This is a genomic window from Micromonospora sp. WMMD975, from assembly GCF_029581215.1.
Taxonomy (GTDB): Bacteria; Actinomycetota; Actinomycetes; order Mycobacteriales; family Micromonosporaceae; genus Micromonospora.
This window is the reverse complement of the sequence record NZ_CP120739.1, coordinates 6,006,038-6,022,637: the sequence shown is the minus strand read 5'-3', so window position 1 is coordinate 6,022,637 and position 16,600 is coordinate 6,006,038. Positions and strand designations below refer to the sequence as shown.

The window sequence follows — 16,600 nt, the reverse complement described above, 5'->3', positions numbered from 1 at the left end:
TCCCCCGAGAAGGAGAAGGCCATGCAACTCCTCAGCACCTACGTCTACGCGGCGGTCCGGAGCCGCATCGCCGAGCTGCGGCACCGCGCCGAGCGCGGCGACAGCCCGGTGCCGACCGCTGTCATCATCTTCGGCCTGGTCGCGGTGGCGGTCATCGTCACCGGATACGCCCTGGCCAAGGCGAACAACTGGATGAAAGCCATCCCGGACAACAAGGCGCCGGTGGAGCCCCAGTGACGTCCCGCCCCGCCCGTACGGCCCGGAACCGGCCGGCTCGCGCCGGCCGGTCCGGTACGCGCGGCCCGGGGCGGATCGTCGCCGCGCTGCGCGCCCGCCTCGCCGCGGGCGGGCGCGAGCGGGGCGCCAACCCGGTCGAGCTGGCCGTGATGATGCCGGCGATCATGGTGCTGCTCTTCGGCTCGATCCAGGTCGCCGTCTGGTTCGTCGCCCGGTCCACCGCGCTCAACGCGGCGCAGACCGGGGTGAACGCGCAACGCTCGTACGACGCCGCGCCGGACGCCGGGCGGGACCGGGCCACCGACTTCCTGCGCCGCTCCGGTGACTGGCTCGTCGGCTGGGACAAGACCGGCCCGACCTGCGTGGCGACCGCCACCGACGTCACCTGCACGGTGCGCGGGCGGTCCCTGTCGGTCGTCCCCGGCGTCGACTTCGAGGTCGCGCAGACCGCGCACGGCCCCACCGAACGCTGGACGGGGTGAGGCCGGTGCCCCGGGACCGAGGTTCCGTCTCGATCGAGGTGGCGGTGCTCGCCCCCGCCTTCATCGGGCTGATGGTGCTGGCCGGGGTGGTCGGCCGGACCGCCGTCGCCGACGAGGCGGTGGAGTCCGCCGCGCACGACGCCGCCCGGGCCGCCTCGCTCGCCCGGACCGCCGCCGACGGCCGGAAAGCGGCCCAGCAGGCGGCCCGTGACCAGCTCAACTGGTCCGGGCTGCGCTGCACCGCCCCGCCGAGGCTGGACCTGACCGGCTCGGTGGCCGGCAAGGCGACGAGCTTCAACCGGGCGTACCGCAGCGCCGCCGGCGTGCCGGCGACCGTCACGGTGACGGTGACCTGCACGGTCTCCTTCGAGGACATGCGCGCGCCCGGGCTGCCCGGGGTGCCGGGCGGCAAGACCGTCTCGGCGCGCTTCACCTCGCCGCTCGACACCTACCGGAGCCGGGGATGACGCGGCGCGGCGCGGAGAGCGGCCGGGTGAGCCTCTTCCTGGCGGTGGCGATGACGGGCGTGCTGGCGATCGTCAGCCTCGCCTACGACGGCGCCGGGCAACTGCGCACGCTGCAACGCGCCGACAACCTGGCCGCCGAGGCGGCTCGCAGCGGCGGCCAGATGATCGACCGCGCGAGCGCCATCGACGGCGGTCCGAAGCGGATCGACCAGGTCGCCGCCCGCAAGGCCGTCGCCGACTACCTGAAGGCCGCCGGCGGCGTGACCGGCCACGAGGTCGACTTCCCCGTGGTCGGCGTCGAGACCCAGATCCGGGTACGCGTCCGGATCACCTACCGCCGGGACCTGCTCGGTCTCTTCGGCGTGCAGAAGACCGCCACCGTCACCGGTGAGGCCACCGCTCGGGGGCTCACCGGACCGTAGGAAGGAAGGTCGCCATGGGTGCACCGGGACGCTCCGCCGTCCGCCGCGCCGGGCAGGTCCTCACCGGGCTCGGCGCACTCGTCGTACTCGTCGGGGTGCTGGCCGGCGGGCCGATCGCGCTGCTGGCCTTCGCCGGCAACCCGCTGCCCGACCATCTGCCCACGCTGGCCGAGGTGGGCACGGCGTTGACCAGTCGCGACGACGGGCAGCTCTTCCTGCGGGCGCTCGCCGTGGTGGGCTGGTTCGGGTGGGCCACGTTCGCGTTCTCCGTGGTGGTGGAGCTGCTGGCGTCGGCGGTGCGCCGGCCCGCCCCGAAGCTGCCCGGGATGCGCCGCCAGCAGCGGGCCGCCGCCGCGCTCGTCGGTTCGGTGGCGCTGATCCTGGCGGCCAGCCCGGCCGCGGCGAGCGCCGCCGCGCTCGCCGCCCCGCAGCCGGTGGTCGCCGCCCCCGCCGTCAGCACGGCGTACGCGGCCCCGCACGTCGCCACGCCGGCCCGGGCCGCGCCGGACGCCACCGGCCCGGCCGTGTACCGGGTGGCGAAGGGGGACTACCTGGGTGAGGTGGCCGACCGTTACCTGGACGACTTCGACCGCTACCGGGAGCTGGCCCGGATGAACCGGCTCGCCGACCCGGACCGGATCCGCCCCGGCCAACTCATCGAGCTGCCCGGCGGCGCGGTGGACGACGGCGCGCGGCGGCACGCCGCCGGCCGGCTGGTGGTGCGGCCGGCCCGGCCCGCACCGGCGAAGCCGGCCGAGGGGGGTGCGTCCTCGACCGCGCCGAAGCCCGCCGAGGGCGGCACGTCCTCGACGGCGCCGCAGCCCGCGCCGGACACGTCCGCGCAGGACACCACGCCCACCGTGGAAGCGCCGGAGGGGCAGCCGCCGGCCATGGCGGCGGGCGCGTCCCGGGCCACGGCCGAGGAGGGCATCAACCGTCCGCTCGCCATCTCGGCGGTGCTGGCGGTGGCAAGCATCGTGGGGGCGCAGATCGGCGCCGTCCTCGGGCTGCGTCGCCGACCGGCGGCGGCGCGTGCGCTCGGCAACGGGCGGCACCGCCGGGACTGACCCGGCGCCGGCCGCTCAGGGCAGGCGGGCCTCGACCCGGCCGGACACCACGCGGGTGGGGAGCACGGCCTGGTCGTTGGCGGCCGGGCCGCGCGCCACCTGGCCGTTGTCCAGCCGGAACGCGCTGCCGTGCCACGGGCAGACCACACAGGCGTGGCCGTCGATCTGCTGCACCTCACCCGCGCCGAGCGGGCCGCTCTGGTGCGGGCAGCGTTCGAGCATCACCGTGACGTCGTCGCCGTGCCGGTAGAGGAGCACCGAGACGTCGTCGATCGTCCGGGTGACCGGTTCGCGTTGCGGCAGGTCGCTCAGGTCGCCCACCGAGTGCCAGCCGTCGCCGATCAGGTGCAGCTCGGAGATGCTCTGACTGACCTGGGCCCCCTGCTTGTACGCGAGGTGCCCACCCAGGTACGCGCCGCCGCTCGCCGCGGACAGCCCCAGGTAGGCGAGGGCCCGGCCGAGCCCGTGCCGCCCGTTGAGCCGGGCCGCGAGCGAGCCGGCGTAGAGGGTCAGGCCGACGATGTTGGCCCCGGCGTGCACCAGCCCGACCCGGCGCTGGTCACGGGAGAGCGCCGCCCAGTCGTTCCAGCCGGCGACCGCGGCCGGCAGCGCGCTCACCGTGCCGAGCCCGACCAGGGCGGTGGCGGCCCGGCGCTGGCCGGGAAGCAGGTCCACCACGGCGGCGGAGATCCACGCGCCGACCGGCACCTGCACCATCGCGGGGTGCAGCGGATGACCCAACCAGACGCCGTGCAGCGCGTCGCGGACCCGGTGCGAGCGCAGCGTGCCCTGGACGGCGCGCTGCAACCGGTCGCCCACCCGGTCGAGACCGGATGCCTGTTCGAGCTTCGTCAGTAGTTCGCGCACCTGGTCCGACTTCCCGGCCGGACCGGCCCCAAACCGGACGCCGGGGAAAAAGGTGCCCATCGAGCGGCGTACGGTCGACGGCATGGCCCGCCGTCGCATCCCCCGTTGGCTCGCCCGCGCGCCGATCCCGCTCTACCGGCACGGTCTCGGTCGGTTCCTCGGCCGCCGGCTGATGATGCTGGAGCACCGGGGCCGCCGGTCCGGCCTGCCCCGGTACGTGGTGCTGGAGGTGGTCGACCGGGAGCCGGGCGCGCTCTTCCTGGCCTCCGGCTACGGCCCGGGCTCGCAGTGGTTCCGCAACGTGCGAGCGGATCCGGCGGTACGGGTGTGGACCGGCCCGGACCAGGGCGTCCCGGCGCGGGCGACCGTGTTGGCCGGCGAGGAGGTCCGGCAGCGGCTGGGACGCTATCGGCAGCGGCACCGGCGGGCCGCCGCGGCGCTGGGCCGTACCCTCGGCATCCCCGAGCTGACCGGCGACGGCCCGCTGCCGGCCGACGTGGACACCCGCCTCCCCCTGGTCCGCCTCGACCTCGCGGAACGCTGACCCGTCGCGATTCGAACCCTCGCCGACATGCCAGCGGATATACTTCAGCCGCTTGTCGTATATAGGAGGCAAGGGTGACCAAGATTCTGGTGGATGTCGACGACGAGGCACTGGCGGACGCGGCCCGGGCGTTCGGCACCAAGACCAAGAAGGACACGGTAAACGTCGCGCTCCGCGAGGGCGCGGCACGTTTGCGCCGTGCCCGGGCCTTGACCGAACTCGCCGGGCGTGGGCGGGCCGGTGACTTCGACGAGTTGCTCGACAAGGACACCTACCGCTCGTGAAGCTCGCGGACTACCTGATCGACACGAGCGCTCTCGTCCGGCTTCTCCGCGACCCGGACGTGCTGGCCCGTTGGGAGCAGGCGGTGACCGCCGGACTGGTTGCGGTCTGCCCACTGGTCGAACTGGAATTTCTCTACACCGCCCGGTCCGTCGCCGACCGCGCACAACTTGAGGAGCAACTCCGGACGGTCTTCGGCTGGGTGGCGATGCCCGACCGGATCTACGAGCGTGCCGCCGAGACGCAGCACGAGTTGACCGCCCAGGGCACACATCGGTCAGCCGGCGCCGTTGACCTGCTCATCGCCGCCACCGCCGAAGACCACGGCCTTTCGTTGCTGCACTACGACCGGGACTTCGATCAGGTCGGCGCGGTGACAGGTCAACCGATGCGCTGGCTGGCCCCACCCGGCGCCATCAAGTAGCGGGCCGTCTGATTCACGGAAACAGTGCTCATCCGGCGCGTGATGAGCACTGTTTCCGTGAATCCGCGCCGCTCGGCCGGGGATTGTGGCGCGGTGGGGGTGGGGCGGGCATGCTTGGGGGGTGGCGGTTCACGTCGAGCGTGCGGGTGGCGTGACCACGGTGATCCTGGACCGGCCGGAGGCCCGTAACGCGGTGGACGGGCCGACCGCCCGGGCGCTCGCCGACGCGTTCCGCGCGTTCGACGCCGACCCGGACGCGGCGGTCGCCGTGCTCTGGGGCGCGGGCGGCACGTTCTGCTCCGGCGCCGACCTCAAGGCGATCGGCACGCCGCGCGGCAACCGGGTCGAGGCCGAGGGCGACGGCCCGATGGGTCCCACCCGGATGTCGCTGTCCAAGCCGGTCGTCGCCGCGATCTCCGGGTACGCCGTGGCCGGCGGGCTGGAGCTGGCGCTCTGGTGCGACCTGCGGGTCGCCGAGTCGGACGCCACCCTCGGGGTGTTCTGCCGCCGGTGGGGGGTGCCGCTGATCGACGGTGGGACGGTGCGGCTGCCCCGGCTGATCGGGGAGAGCCGGGCGATGGACCTCGTCCTCACCGGGCGTCCGGTGCCGGCCGACGAGGCGTACGCGATGGGTCTGGTCAACCGGCTGGTCGCGCCCGGTGCGGCCCGGGCGGAGGCCGAGCGGCTGGCCGCCGAGATCGCCCGGCATCCGCAGACCTGCCTGCGCAACGACCGGGCGGCGCTGCTCGGCGGCGCCGGCCGGCCCGAGCCGGAGGCGCTCGCGGTGGAGTTGGCCTACGGCATGGAGTCGCTGGCCGTGGACGGGGTACGCGGCGCCGGCCGGTTCGCCGCCGGCGCCGGCCGGCACGGCGCGCCGGCCGGCTGACCGCTCACTTCAGGTTGCGCAGCGCGTCCTCGATCGCCCGGTGGAACGTCGGGTAGGCGTAGATCATGTGCCGGAGCTGGCTGATCGGCACCGCCGCGTGCACGGCCACCACGAGCGCGGAGAGCACCTCGCCGCCGGCCGGGCCGGCCGAGGTGGCACCGACGAGCACGCCCTGGTCGGCGTCGGCGACCAGCTTGATGAAGCCGGCGTTGCCGGTCTTGTGGATCCAGCCCCGGGTCGACGAGGTCAGGTCGGTGTGGCCGACCTGGACGTTGACGCCCCGGTCGCGGGCCTGCTGCTCGGTCAGGCCGACCGCGCCCACCTCGGGGTCGGTGAACGTGACCCGGGGCAACGCCCGGTAGTCGGCGACCGGGACGCTGCCCGGGGCGGCCGTCGGCCCGCCCGCGCTCATCGCGCCGCCGACCGCGCTGACCACGCCGGCCGCGCCGCCGACCACACTCGCGGTGCCGCTGGCGTCCGGGCCACCCTTGGTACGCCGCATGTGGTCGAGCACGTCGGCCACCACGATGCCGGCCTGGTACATGGCGATGTGGGTGAACGCGCCCTCGCCGGTGAGGTCACCGACCGCCCAGATGCCGTCGGTGACGTGCATCCGGTCGTTGACCGGCAGGTAGCGCTGCCCGGCGTCCACGCCGACCGTGTCCAGCCCCAGCTCCTCCAGGTGTGCCCGGCGGCCGGTCACCACGAGCAGCTTCTCGCCGGTAAACGTGGCGCCGTCGGCGTGGATGGTGAAGGTGTCACCGTCGTGGCTGACCCGGCCGGCCTTGACCCCGGTGTGGATCTCCACCCCGTCGGCGCGGAGCGCCTCGGCGGCGAGCGCGGACGCCTCCGGCTCCTCGACGGCGAGCACCCGGTCGGACGCCTCGACGAGGGTGACCCGGACGCCGAACCGGGCGAACACCTGGGCCAGCTCCAGGCCGATCGCGCCGCCGCCGAGCACCAGCAGCGTGCCGGGCAGCTCCTCGACCTCGATGGCCTGGTGGTTGGTCCAGTAGGGCGTGTCGGCCAGCCCGTCGACCGGCGGGACCGAGGGCCGGGTGCCGGTGCCGAGGACCACCCCGAAGCGGGCTTCGAAGACCTGGTCGCCGACGCGGACCCGGTTCGGGCCGTCGAGCCGGCCGCTGCCGCGCACGAACCGGCCGCCCCGGCCGGTGAAACGGTCCACCGCCGCACTGTCGTCCCAGGTGTCGGTGGCCTCCTCGCGGATCCGCTTCGCCACCGGCGCCCAGTCGGGTCGCACCTGGGCGGAGCCGGCCAGCTCGTTGACCCGGTGCGCCTCGGCCAGCGCGTTGGCCGCCCGGATCATCATCTTGCTCGGCACGCAGCCCCAGTAGGGGCACTCGCCACCGACCAGGTCCCGCTCGATGCCGACCACGTCGAGCCCGGCCTCGGCGAGTCGCCCGGCCACCTCCTCGCCGCCGACCCCGAGCCCGACCACGACCACGTCCACCAGTTCCGGCTCTGCCATGCCGCAAGCATTCCGCACCGCCGGATGTCGGGCCACCGGACCCGGCCGGAATTCCTGCGCCGGTAATGAGTGCTCTAACGCATCCAGACCGGGTCGGCGCCGGGCACGTCGAGCGGGGGCGGGTAGTCGAGCGTGCGGCGCATCTCGTCGGGCAGCCGCCACGGCTGGTGCACCGCCCTGCCGGCCACCGACTCCAGCTCCGGCACCCACCGCCGCACGTACGCGCCGTCGGGGTCGTACCGCTCGGCCTGCCGCACCGGGTTGAAGCCCCGGTACGGCCGGGTGTCGTTGCCGGTGCCGGCCACCCACTGCCAGTTGCCCGAGTTGTTGACCCGGTCGCCGTCGAGCAGCCAGCGGAAGAAGACCTCCAGCCCGGGCCGCCAGTCCAGCCCGAGGTGCTTGGTCAGGTAGCCGGCGGTGATCAGCCGGGCGCGGTTGTGCATCCAACCCTCGGTGCGCAGTTGCCGCATGCCGGCGTCCACGATCGGCATGCCGGTGCGCCCCTCGGTCCAGGCCGCCAGCGCGGCCGGATCGTCCCGCCAGTCCTCCCGGGCGCCCCGCCGGTACGCCGTCGTGCTCAGGTCCGGGAAGCCGGCGACGACCTGGTGGTAGAAGTCGCGCCAGCAGAGCTGCCGGACGAACGGCCCGTCGCGGTCGCCGGCCCGGTTCGCCACCGCCAGCGGGGAGACGCAACCCCATCGGAGGTACGGGCTGAGCCGGGAGGTGTCGTCGCCGGCCATGTCGTCGTGGATGTCGTCGTAGCGGTCGAGGGTGGGCAGCCACGCCTTGAGGCGACGCCGGGCGGCGCTCTCCCCGCCGGTGGCGGCGTCCGGGCTGTCGCCCTTTGGCGGCTCCGGCAGCCGGCCCGGGTCGACGCCGTCGGGGAGCCGGATCCGCTTCGGCGCGGCGAGCTCCTCCCGGAGACGAACTCCCTGCCAGGCGCGGAAGTAGGGGCTGAACACCCGGTAGTGGTCGCCGCCGGCGGGCCGGAGCGCGCCCGGGTCGACGATCGTCAGCCCGGGGAAGAGCCGCAGGAACATCCGGTGCCGCTCGCACTCTTCGCGCAGGCGGCGTTCCCGGCGGTGGGCGTACCGGCTCACGTCGGCGGAGAGCCCGATGCCCTCGGCGCCCACCTTCCGGGCCAGCTTGACGGTCTCGGCCACCGGGTCGCCGCGCCGGACCACCAGGTCGCCGCCGCGTCGGCGGAGCGCCTCGCGCAGCTCGGCCAGGCTCTGGTGCAGGAACCGGGTGCGGTTCGGCGAGAGCTTCGCGAGCGTCGGGTCGAGCACGTACAGCGGCACCACCCGGTCGAACGCCGAGGCCGCCGCGGCCAGCGCCGGGTGGTCGTGCACCCGCAGGTCGCGGGTGAACAGCACCACCGCCGTACGCTCGGTCATCCGGCCACGGCCGAGACCGACGCCCGCGCCGGACCGGGCACCCGCACCGGCGTGCCGGCGGGGGTGAGCAGCGCCCGCGCGGCCACCGCCATCCGCCGCCGCTGCGGCACCAGGGCCCGGCGGACGAAGACGTCGAAGCCCTGCCCGGCCACCTCGTCGAGGATCCCGCCGTAGAGCGCGTACGCGGTGCGCATGCAGGCCTGCGAGGCCGGGTGGAGCAGCGGGATGCCCGGCGCGGCGGCGAGGTAGTGGGCCTGCGCGCGGGTCACCTCGTACTCGATCAGCTCGCGGATCGCCGGGGTGGCGCGGCCGGCGGCCTGGGCGGCGAGCAGATCGTCGCGGGTCAGGTCGAACTTGGCCAGGTCCTCGTCGGGCAGGTAGGTCCGGCCCCGGTCGAGGTCCTCGGCGACGTCCCGGACGAAGTTGGTGAGTTGGAACGCGAAGCCGAGCTGCCGGGCCGGCTCCCGGGCGGCGGCCGGGTCGGAGCTGCCCAGGATCGGCAGCATCATGGTGCCGATGACGGCGGCCGAGCCCTCCATGTAGTCGAGCAGGTCGTCGTAGGTCGGGTACGACGTGACCGTCAGGTCCATCGCCATGCTGCGCAGAAACGACGCGAAGTCGTCGCGGTCGAGGTCGAACACGGCGATGGTGTGCAGCACCGCGGGGAGCAGCGGGTCGTCGACCGACGCACCGTGCAGGCCGGCGACGAAGCGGTCGGACCACTCACGCAGCCGGGCGGCGCGCTCGGCGGGCGGCAGGTCCTCGGTGCGGTCGACGATCTCGTCCGCGTAGCGGGTGAACCCGTACAGCGCGTGCACATGCCGTCGTTTCCATGCGGGGAGCAGCCGGGTGGCGAGATAGTAGGTGCGGCCGTGACGCCGGTGCAGCTCGCGACAGCGGTCATAGGCAGCGGTGAGATCGGTGTCCACCGGCCCCTCCTCGGTTTCGACGCAGAAATCGACGCAACTCGTGAGCCTAGGGTACGCTCCTTCACATGGCCAACGACGCAGTTGCGGATAATGCGCTCCGCGTCGCGCCGGCACAGCCGGAAGCGACTGACGATCCGGTCCACGGCGTACTGGCCGCGTTCACCCAAGACCTGGTCACCGGCGTCGACGACACCCTGGCGGCGTTCCTGGCCGCCGAAGTCGACGCACTCACCGAGATCGACGCGGCGATGGGTGCTTTCGCCGCGACCGCCCGCGACTCCGTGCTCGTCGGTGGCAAGCGGGTGCGTCCGACGTTCGCCTACTGGGGCTGGCGCGGGGTGGTCGGCGGCGACGGGCCGCTGCCCTCGGTGCTGCCCGCCCTGTCCGCGCTGGAACTGCTGCACACGTTCGCGCTCGTGCACGACGACGTGATGGACGCCTCCGACGTCCGGCGCGGTCGGCCCACCGCGCACCGGGCCGCCGCCGCCCGGCACCGGGCCGCCGGACACACCGGCGACCCCGACCGGTACGGCGAGGCGGTCGCCGTACTCATCGGCGACCTCTGCATGGTCTGGGCCGACCGGCTCATGGGGCGCGCCGCCGTGCCGGCCGACCGGCTGCTCGACGTGCGCCGCTGCTACGACCAGATGCGGGTGGAGACCGTCGCCGGGCAGTTCCTGGACGTGCTCGGCGAGCACGACGGGGCGAACTGGTCGGTCGACCGGGCGCTGCGGGTGGCCCGCTACAAGACCGCCAGCTACACCGTCCAGCGCCCGCTGCTCTTCGGCGCCGGCCTGGCCGGCGCCGACGCGGACGGCCCGCTGACCGCCGCGTACACCCGCTACGGGCTGGCCGTCGGCGAGGCGTTCCAACTCCGTGACGACCTGCTCGGCGTCTTCGGCGACCCGGCCACCACCGGCAAGCCGGCCGGGGACGACCTGCGCACCGGCAAGCCGACCCCGCTGCTCATGCTGGCCCGGCAGCTCGCCGACCCGGCCCAACGCCGCGCCCTGGACCGGGCCGGTTCGGTGGGCGGCGCGCGCGAGCTGGCCCGGTTGGCCGACGTGGTCCGGGACACCGGCGCCGCGACCCGGGTGGAGCGGATGATCTCCGAACGGGTGGCCGAGGCGCTGTCCGCGCTCGACACCGCACCCATCGACGAGACGGCGCGCACGGCGCTCACTGGTCTCGCCACCGCAGCCACCGAACGGCGGTCCTGATGAGCAACCTCGTGACCAAGGGAGCCGGAATGCGCACCGTCGACGGACGGACCGACCGCGTCGTCGTGGTCGGCGCCGGGCTGGGTGGGCTGGCCTGCGCGCTGCACCTGGCGGGCAGCGGCCGGCAGGTGACCGTGTTGGAACGCGAGCCGGTGCCGGGTGGGCGCGCCGGCCGGCTCAGCGTCGACGGGTACGAGTTCGACACCGGTCCGACCGTCCTCACCATGCCCGACCTGATCGCCGAGGCGCTCGGCGCGGTCGGCGAGGAGTTGACCGACTGGCTCGACCTGACCCCGCTCGACCCGGCGTACCGCGCGTACTACCCGGACGGGTCGACGCTCGACGTCATCACCGACACCACCCGGATGGCCGCCGAGATCTCCCGCGTCTGCGGCCCCCGCGAGGCGGACGGCTACCTGCGTTTCGTCGACTACGCCCGCAACCTGTGGAAGTGGGAGCGGGCCGACTTCATCGAGCGCAACCTCGACGCGCCGACCGACCTGATCACCGGCAACCTGCTGAAGCTGCTCACCAACGGCGCGTTCCGGCGGCTCCAGACGAAGATCAACCAGTTCTTCCGCGACCCGCGTACCCAGCGGATCTTCTCCTTCCAGGCGATGTACGCCGGCCTGTCGCCGCACGACGCGCTCGCCATCTACACCGTCATCGCGTACCTCGACTCGGTGGCCGGGGTGAGCTTCCCGCGCGGTGGCATCCACGCGGTCTCCCGCGGCATGGCCGGCGCGGCCGAGAAGCACGGCGTGCAGATCCGGTACGACACCACGGTGACCCGGGTCGAGACCGCCCACGGCCGCGCCACCGGCGTGATCACCTCCGACGGCGAGGTCGTCCCCGCCGACGTGGTGGTGCTCAACCCCGACCTGCCGGTCGCCTTCCGGGACCTGCTGCCGGAGAGCCGGCAGCGCCGGCTGACCTACTCGCCGTCCTGCGTGGTGCTGCACGTCGGTTCGACGCAGGGTTATGGCAAGATCGCTCACCACAACATCCACTTCGGACGCGCCTGGAAGGGCACGTTCGACGAGGTGATCCGGCGAGGCGAGCTGATGACCGACCCGTCGCTGCTGGTGACGAACCCGAGCCGCACCGACCCGTCGGTGGCCCCGGCCGGGAAGCACACCTACTACGTGCTGGCCCCGGTGCCGAACCTCGACCGGGCCCCGTTCGACTGGCCCGGCGACCTCACCGACCGCTACGCCGACCAGCTCGTGCACACCCTTGAGGAACGCGGCTACGTGGGCTTCGGCGACGGCATCGAGGTGCTGCGCGCCGTCACCCCGGCCGACTGGGCGGCGCAAGGCATGGCCGCGGGCACCCCGTTCGCCGCCGCCCACAGCCTCTTCCAGACCGGCCCGTTCCGCCCGTCGAACCTGCACCGGACCCTGGGCAACGTGGTCTTCGTCGGCTCCGGCACCCAACCCGGCGTGGGCGTGCCGATGGTGCTGATCAGCGGCAAGCTCGCCGCCGCCCGGATCACCGGGGAGGGCGCGTGACCGCGCGGGAGGACCACCTGGTCGAGCTGGTCGACGACGGTGGCCGGGCCATCGGCCAGACAAGCGTGGCCAGCGCCCACCAGCCGCCCGGCCGGCTGCACCGGGCCTTCTCGGTGCTCCTGGTCGACCCCGCCGGGCGGGTGCTGCTCCAGCAGCGGGCCGCGGTGAAGACCCGGTTCCCGCTGCGCTGGGCCAACTCCTGCTGCGGGCACCCGCTGCCCGGCCAGTCGCTCGTCGAGGCCGCCAACCGCCGCCTCGCCGAGGAACTCGGCCTCGGCCCGCTCGACCTCACCGAGGTGGGGATCTACCTCTACTACGCCGAGGACCCGGCGACCGGTCGGGTCGAGTTCGAGTACGACCACGTGCTGCGCGCCGACGTACCCGCCGACCTGCCCACCCGACCCGACCCGGACGAGGTGGCCGAGCTGCGCTGGGTCGATCCGGCGGCGGTGGCGGCCGATCTCGACGCCGCCCCCCGCACGTACGCCCCCTGGCTGGGCGGCGTGGTGAACCGGCTGCTGCACCCGGCCGATCCGTTCCGGTCCGGCGCGCCGGCCACCGAGGCACCGGAGCGGTCGGGTGGCCGATGAGGCGTTGAGCGCGGGGGCCGTCGCGCGCCGGCTCGGCGTGGCCGTCACCACGCTGCGTACCTGGCACCAGCGCTACGGCCTCGGTCCCAGCGAGCACGTGCCGGGCCACCACCGGCGCTACACGCCCGCCGACCTCGCTCGCCTGGAGATCATGCGGCGGCTCACCGCCGAGGGGGTCGCACCCGCCGAGGCGGCTCGTTGGGCCCGGCAGGCGCCGACCGTACGCCCGCCGGAACGGCTCGGGTCAAAGGTCGGCCACCTGACGGTCCGCGACGGCGGCGGCGCCACCATCCCGGTCGGCCGGGCCGGACCGGTCGCGCGTGGCCTGGCCCGGGCCGCCATGCGGCTGGACTCGGTGACGATCGCCCGCACCATCGCCGACGCCGTCGCCGCGGACGGGGTGGTGGCGACCTGGGAGGCCCTGCTCCGGCCGGTGCTCGCCGGCATCGGGGAACGACACGCGGCGACCGCCGGGCTGATCGAGGTGGAGCACCTGGTGTCCCGGTGCGTCTCCGAGGCGTTCGCCGCGGTGGCCCGGGCACACCCCACCGCCGGGCCGCCCCGGATCCTGCTCTCCTGCGCCGACGAAGAGCAACACTCCCTGCCGTTGGAGGCGCTGGCCGCCGCGCTCGCCGAGGCCGGTGTGAGCTATCGCATGCTCGGTGCCCGGATGCCCGTGGCCGCCCTGGTCGAGGCGGTCAACCGGACCGGGCCGGCGGCCGTGGTGCTCTGGTCGCACACCCGGGCCACCGCCGACCCGCACCAACTCGCCGCGCTGCTGGCCGTTCCCCGCCGGCCGCTGCTGGTGCTGGCCGCCGGGCCGGGCTGGCGGGCGGACTCGCTGCCGGCTGGAGTGGTCCGCCCGGTCGACCTGGCCGAGGCGCTCTCGCTGGCCGTGGCCGTCCGGGATTCGCTCGACCAGTCGGCGGCGGGCTGACGCCCCCCTCTCCCACTCGGGGGTGGCGTCCACTACGGTCGGAAAGTCCATCTGACCCCGACCCCTCCGGGAGCGACAGATGCGTCCACGCACCGTGCTGGCGTTCGCCCTCGGCCTGGTACTTTTCGTCGCCGGCTGCGGCGGTTCGGGCAAGACCCCGGAGAAGGTCGCCGCCTCGCCCTCCGCCACGTCCACGCCGAAGCCGACGTCCAGTCCGACACCTCGGCCGACCCGCACCACCCCATCACCGAAGCCGAAGCTGCGACCGCTGCCCAAGAAGCTCCCGGCCGGCCTGCACCGGCGCAGTGGCAGCCCCGGGGTGGCGCTCACCTTCGACGACGGGCCGGACCCCCGCTACACCCCGCAGATCCTGGCCCAGCTCCGGGCGGCTCACGTCACCGCGACGTTCTGCCTGGTCGGCAGGCAGGCCAAGCATTACCCGGAACTGGTGGCCCAGATCGTCCGGGAGGGTCACCAAATCTGCAACCACAGCTGGCGGCACGACCTCGACCTCGGCCGGCGCCCGGTCGCGGAGATCCGGGCCGACCTGGAGCGAACGAACCGGGTCATCCGCGAGGCGGCCCCGAAGGCGCAGATCACCTGGTTCCGCCAGCCCGGCGGCCGGTGGACCGCCGAGGAACTCGCCGTCGCCGACCAGCTGGGGCTGCGCCCGTTGCACTGGAGCGTCGACCCGCAGGACTGGGACCACCCACCGGCGCAGAAGATCATCAAGCGGGTGAAGTCCTCCACCCACCACGGTTCGGTCGTGTTGATGCACGACGCGGGCGGCGACCGGACCCAGACGATGGCCGCCTGCCGGCACCTGATCCCGGATCTCAAGCGGCGGTACGGGATCGCCCGACTGCGGTAACACCGCCGCTGAGCTGCGGCTCTGCCCGGTGATGTGCCCGCGGCCATACCGGTTTGGCCGGCGGAGGAGGCATGACATATGCTCTTCATGCCTCCGGCGGGGCCGGATGGGAGCAAGTCCGCTTGATGTTGCGAGTGTGCAATGATGGCGGGGCCGCCCTCATCGTCTAGCGGCCCAGGACGCCGCCCTTTCAAGGCGGTAGCACGGGTTCGAATCCCGTTGGGGGCACGATCCGGCTCACGCCGGAGGCAACACCAGCCAGGTCCTGTGGAGCAGTTGGAGTGCTCGCCGCCCTGTCAAGGCGGAGGTCGCGGGTTCAAGTCCCGTCAGGACCGCAAGCGCTGACGCCGCGCACATCATTGCGCGGCGTTCTGCGTATCGGCCGTGCGGTAGCATGTGCCGAGCACCACGGCCAGGTAGCTCAGTTGGTACGAGCGTCCGACTGAAAATCGGAAGGTCGGCGGTTCGACCCCGCCCCTGGCCACATAGCCTTTCGCCGGGCTACAGGAACGCCGACCAGTGGAAACGCCGGTCGGCGTTCTGCTTTTCGCCTCGGCTTTCGGCGGGACCTCGGAGGGTCTACGGTGTGGCGGTGTCCGAGCAGTGGTCGTTGACCGTCGACTGCGCGAGTCCGCGCGAGTTGGCGGCGTTCTGGTGCCTCGCGCTGGGGTACGTCCCGGCCGCCCCGCCGGCCGGGTTCGCCTCCTGGGAGGCGTGGCAGGCCCACTTCGAGATCCCCGAGGACGAGTGGGACGACGGCGCCTTCATCGAGGACCCGGACGGCGTCCGGCCCGGGGTGTCGTTCCTGCGGGTGCCGGAGCCGAAGGTGGTCAAGAACCGCATGCACTTCGACGTCCACGTCGGCGGCGGCCGGCAGGAGCCGTTCGAGGTCCGCTGGCCGCGGGTCCGGGCGGCGGTCGACAAGCTGGTGGCGGCGGGCGGGACCGTGCTCCGGGTCGACGGACCGGACGGGACGCCTGACCACGTGACGATGGCCGACCCCGAGGGCAACGAGTTCGACGTTCTCTAGACCGCCTGCATCCAGGGTGGATCTTGGAAGCTCCGGGCCCCTCCAGGGGCCGTTTCTCTCCAAGATCTGGCGCTCTGCGGCGTTCACCGGCCCGGGCGCTGCTGACGGTGCTGAGCCATGCCGCTCTGGATCGCCTCCCAGACGCTCCGGCCGGCCTGCCGCAGTGTCTGCCCGGCCTGCCCGGCCAACTGCGCCGCCCCGGCTCCGGGAGGCTGTACTGTCCCACCCGATGCGGCGCCAGCACCCGGCCCGGCCTCACCACCCAAGCCGGCACTGTCACCCGACCCGCTGTCGCCACCCGGTTCGGCGTCGCCGCCTGCCTCGGCCGACTGCTTCCGCCCTCCTTCGGAAGGTTCGCCCCGGGCGGTCCGGGACGGTGGGCGGGGCTCGGTGTCGCCGGCCGCCGCCGCGAGGGGCCGGTCCACCAGCTCACCGGCCCCGACCACCCGCCGTCCGGTCCGGTCCACGACCGGCGCCGCGACCTGGCCGGCCGTCCGGTGCACGTCGTCGACGACGGCCCCGGCGGACCGGGCCAGCGCGTCGATCAGCTCGGGATTGCGGTCGATCGTCGCCAGGGCCCGGTCCAGGATCTGCACCAGCTTCTCCAGCCGTACCTTCAGCAGGGCCTCGGCCCGGACGCCGGCGATGTCCAGCTCGACGCCCTCCAGGTGCACCCGGACGCCGGCGTCGATCTGGAGCAAATTGGCCAGCCGGGCGCGCAACGAGAGGTCCGCGTCGAGCCCGTCCACCGCCAGCCGGATCTCGTCAACCGACAGTTCCGGCACGTCGAGCAGGACGTCCGGCTCCGCTTCGGCCGTACCCCGGGAGGTCGGTTGTTCGGGCTTCCGCTAGGCGGCGCCGCTGTCGCTCATGCTCCCGCTCCCCCATCGGCCAGTTCGGGTCAGCGGCGGTTACCCGATTTCCGGTACGGCATCCATGAGTCACGTG

20 protein-coding genes and 3 tRNA genes are annotated in these 16,600 nt (G+C 74.0%); 18 read left to right on the top strand and 5 right to left on the bottom strand.

What is annotated here, in order from left to right; all coding sequences use genetic code 11:
* Positions 1 to 21: 21 nt before the first annotated feature.
* The 5 genes from O7613_RS26945 to O7613_RS26925 all read left to right on the top strand — a co-directional run bounded on the left by O7613_RS26945 (position 22) and on the right by O7613_RS26925 (position 2,675).
* Positions 22 to 237 (top strand): hypothetical protein, encoded by a 216-nt coding sequence (locus O7613_RS26945; protein ID WP_282290674.1) that lies wholly within the window; start codon positions 22 to 24, stop codon positions 235 to 237.
* Positions 238 to 311: 74 nt separating this feature from the next.
* Positions 312 to 719, top strand: a complete 408-nt coding sequence (locus tag O7613_RS26940; RefSeq protein ID WP_282294624.1) for a TadE family protein — start codon at positions 312 to 314, stop codon at positions 717 to 719.
* Complete coding sequence (locus O7613_RS26935; protein WP_282294623.1) at positions 707 to 1,186, top strand: TadE/TadG family type IV pilus assembly protein; 480 nt, start codon at positions 707 to 709, stop codon at positions 1,184 to 1,186. The genes O7613_RS26940 and O7613_RS26935 overlap by 13 nt, the downstream gene beginning before the upstream one ends.
* Positions 1,183 to 1,608, top strand: a complete 426-nt coding sequence (locus tag O7613_RS26930) for a hypothetical protein (RefSeq protein ID WP_282285975.1) — start codon at positions 1,183 to 1,185, stop codon at positions 1,606 to 1,608. Before O7613_RS26935 ends, O7613_RS26930 begins: the two co-directional genes overlap by 4 nt.
* Positions 1,609 to 1,622: 14 nt before the next feature.
* The gene (locus O7613_RS26925) at positions 1,623 to 2,675 is read left to right on the top strand and encodes a LysM domain-containing protein (protein ID WP_282290672.1); all 1,053 of its coding nucleotides are present in this window, start codon (positions 1,623 to 1,625) and stop codon (positions 2,673 to 2,675) included.
* Positions 2,676 to 2,690: 15 nt separating this feature from the next.
* Here O7613_RS26925 and O7613_RS26920 read toward each other — a convergent pair whose 3' ends face one another.
* On the bottom strand, positions 2,691 to 3,542 hold the full coding sequence (locus O7613_RS26920; RefSeq protein WP_281585599.1) for a Rieske 2Fe-2S domain-containing protein: 852 nt from the start codon (positions 3,540 to 3,542) through the stop codon (positions 2,691 to 2,693).
* Between the two features lie 82 nt (positions 3,543 to 3,624).
* On the opposite strand from O7613_RS26920, the gene O7613_RS26915 reads away from it, so the two are divergent.
* From O7613_RS26915 to O7613_RS26900, 4 genes are all read left to right on the top strand, one after another.
* Positions 3,625 to 4,086 (top strand): nitroreductase family deazaflavin-dependent oxidoreductase, encoded by a 462-nt coding sequence (locus O7613_RS26915; protein WP_282290669.1) that lies wholly within the window; start codon positions 3,625 to 3,627, stop codon positions 4,084 to 4,086.
* Between the two features lie 74 nt (positions 4,087 to 4,160).
* On the top strand, positions 4,161 to 4,370 hold the full coding sequence (locus O7613_RS26910; RefSeq protein ID WP_281585601.1) for a type II toxin-antitoxin system VapB family antitoxin: 210 nt from the start codon (positions 4,161 to 4,163) through the stop codon (positions 4,368 to 4,370).
* Positions 4,367 to 4,792, top strand: a complete 426-nt coding sequence (locus O7613_RS26905; RefSeq protein WP_282290667.1) for a PIN domain nuclease — start codon at positions 4,367 to 4,369, stop codon at positions 4,790 to 4,792. The genes O7613_RS26910 and O7613_RS26905 overlap by 4 nt, the downstream gene beginning before the upstream one ends.
* A 121-nt stretch (positions 4,793 to 4,913) precedes the next feature.
* A complete protein-coding gene (locus O7613_RS26900; protein WP_282290666.1) occupies positions 4,914 to 5,678 on the top strand; it encodes a crotonase/enoyl-CoA hydratase family protein in 765 nt (254 codons plus the stop codon).
* Positions 5,679 to 5,682: 4 nt separating this feature from the next.
* On the opposite strand, the gene O7613_RS26895 is transcribed toward O7613_RS26900, so the two are convergent.
* The 3 genes from O7613_RS26895 to O7613_RS26885 form a co-directional block, all read right to left on the bottom strand.
* On the bottom strand, positions 5,683 to 7,167 hold the full coding sequence (locus O7613_RS26895) for an FAD-dependent oxidoreductase (RefSeq protein WP_282290665.1): 1,485 nt from the start codon (positions 7,165 to 7,167) through the stop codon (positions 5,683 to 5,685).
* A 74-nt stretch (positions 7,168 to 7,241) separates the two neighbouring features.
* The gene (locus tag O7613_RS26890) at positions 7,242 to 8,564 is read right to left on the bottom strand and encodes a deoxyribodipyrimidine photo-lyase (protein WP_282290663.1); all 1,323 of its coding nucleotides are present in this window, start codon (positions 8,562 to 8,564) and stop codon (positions 7,242 to 7,244) included.
* Positions 8,561 to 9,493 carry a phytoene/squalene synthase family protein gene (locus O7613_RS26885; protein WP_282290660.1) on the bottom strand — a complete coding sequence of 311 codons (933 nt, stop codon included), beginning with the start codon at positions 9,491 to 9,493 and terminating at the stop codon, positions 8,561 to 8,563. Before O7613_RS26885 ends, O7613_RS26890 begins: the two co-directional genes overlap by 4 nt.
* A gap of 65 nt (positions 9,494 to 9,558) precedes the next feature.
* On the opposite strand from O7613_RS26885, the gene O7613_RS26880 reads away from it, so the two are divergent.
* The 9 genes from O7613_RS26880 (at position 9,559) to O7613_RS26840 (ending at position 15,652) form a co-directional block, all read left to right on the top strand.
* Positions 9,559 to 10,713 carry a polyprenyl synthetase family protein gene (locus O7613_RS26880; RefSeq protein WP_281585607.1) on the top strand — a complete coding sequence of 385 codons (1,155 nt, stop codon included), beginning with the start codon at positions 9,559 to 9,561 and terminating at the stop codon, positions 10,711 to 10,713.
* A gap of 29 nt (positions 10,714 to 10,742) precedes the next feature.
* A complete protein-coding gene (gene crtI / locus O7613_RS26875; RefSeq protein ID WP_282294622.1) occupies positions 10,743 to 12,224 on the top strand; it encodes a phytoene desaturase family protein in 1,482 nt (493 codons plus the stop codon).
* The gene (gene idi, locus O7613_RS26870; protein WP_282290658.1) at positions 12,221 to 12,814 is read left to right on the top strand and encodes an isopentenyl-diphosphate Delta-isomerase; all 594 of its coding nucleotides are present in this window, start codon (positions 12,221 to 12,223) and stop codon (positions 12,812 to 12,814) included. The genes crtI and idi overlap by 4 nt, the downstream gene beginning before the upstream one ends.
* Entirely contained in the window at positions 12,804 to 13,751 is a 948-nt protein-coding gene (locus tag O7613_RS26865; RefSeq protein ID WP_281585609.1) for a MerR family transcriptional regulator, read from the top strand. Before idi ends, O7613_RS26865 begins: the two co-directional genes overlap by 11 nt.
* Positions 13,752 to 13,830: 79 nt before the next feature.
* Complete coding sequence (locus O7613_RS26860; RefSeq protein ID WP_282290656.1) at positions 13,831 to 14,622, top strand: polysaccharide deacetylase family protein; 792 nt, start codon at positions 13,831 to 13,833, stop codon at positions 14,620 to 14,622.
* Between the two features lie 155 nt (positions 14,623 to 14,777).
* Positions 14,778 to 14,850: transfer RNA gene (locus tag O7613_RS26855), tRNA-Glu, on the top strand.
* A 33-nt stretch (positions 14,851 to 14,883) separates the two neighbouring features.
* Positions 14,884 to 14,957, top strand: a tRNA-Asp gene (locus O7613_RS26850).
* Positions 14,958 to 15,032: 75 nt separating this feature from the next.
* A tRNA-Phe gene (locus tag O7613_RS26845) sits at positions 15,033 to 15,106 on the top strand.
* 108 nt (positions 15,107 to 15,214) lie between these two features.
* Complete coding sequence (locus O7613_RS26840) at positions 15,215 to 15,652, top strand: VOC family protein (RefSeq protein WP_282290654.1); 438 nt, start codon at positions 15,215 to 15,217, stop codon at positions 15,650 to 15,652.
* Positions 15,653 to 15,735: 83 nt separating this feature from the next.
* Here the strand turns inward: O7613_RS26840 and O7613_RS26835 are convergent, their stop codons facing one another.
* The gene (locus O7613_RS26835; RefSeq protein WP_282290652.1) at positions 15,736 to 16,437 is read right to left on the bottom strand and encodes a hypothetical protein; all 702 of its coding nucleotides are present in this window, start codon (positions 16,435 to 16,437) and stop codon (positions 15,736 to 15,738) included.
* Between the last annotated feature and the right edge of the window lie 163 nt (positions 16,438 to 16,600).

Bases quoted from the DNA above. Each gene is read 5' to 3' on its own strand.
- O7613_RS26945 (WP_282290674.1), top strand. From the start codon at position 22: ATGCAACTCCTCAGCACCTACGTCTACGCGGCGGTCCGGAGCCGCATC.
- O7613_RS26890 (WP_282290663.1), bottom strand. From the start codon at position 8,564: ATGACCGAGCGTACGGCGGTGGTGCTGTTCACCCGCGACCTGCGGGTG.
- crtI (WP_282294622.1), top strand. From the start codon at position 10,743: ATGCGCACCGTCGACGGACGGACCGACCGCGTCGTCGTGGTCGGCGCC.
- O7613_RS26915 (WP_282290669.1), top strand. From the start codon at position 3,625: ATGGCCCGCCGTCGCATCCCCCGTTGGCTCGCCCGCGCGCCGATCCCG.
- O7613_RS26895 (WP_282290665.1), bottom strand. From the start codon at position 7,167: ATGGCAGAGCCGGAACTGGTGGACGTGGTCGTGGTCGGGCTCGGGGTC.
- O7613_RS26925 (WP_282290672.1), top strand. From the start codon at position 1,623: ATGGGTGCACCGGGACGCTCCGCCGTCCGCCGCGCCGGGCAGGTCCTC.
- O7613_RS26880 (WP_281585607.1), top strand. From the start codon at position 9,559: ATGGCCAACGACGCAGTTGCGGATAATGCGCTCCGCGTCGCGCCGGCA.
- O7613_RS26860 (WP_282290656.1), top strand. From the start codon at position 13,831: ATGCGTCCACGCACCGTGCTGGCGTTCGCCCTCGGCCTGGTACTTTTC.
- O7613_RS26930 (WP_282285975.1), top strand. From the start codon at position 1,183: ATGACGCGGCGCGGCGCGGAGAGCGGCCGGGTGAGCCTCTTCCTGGCG.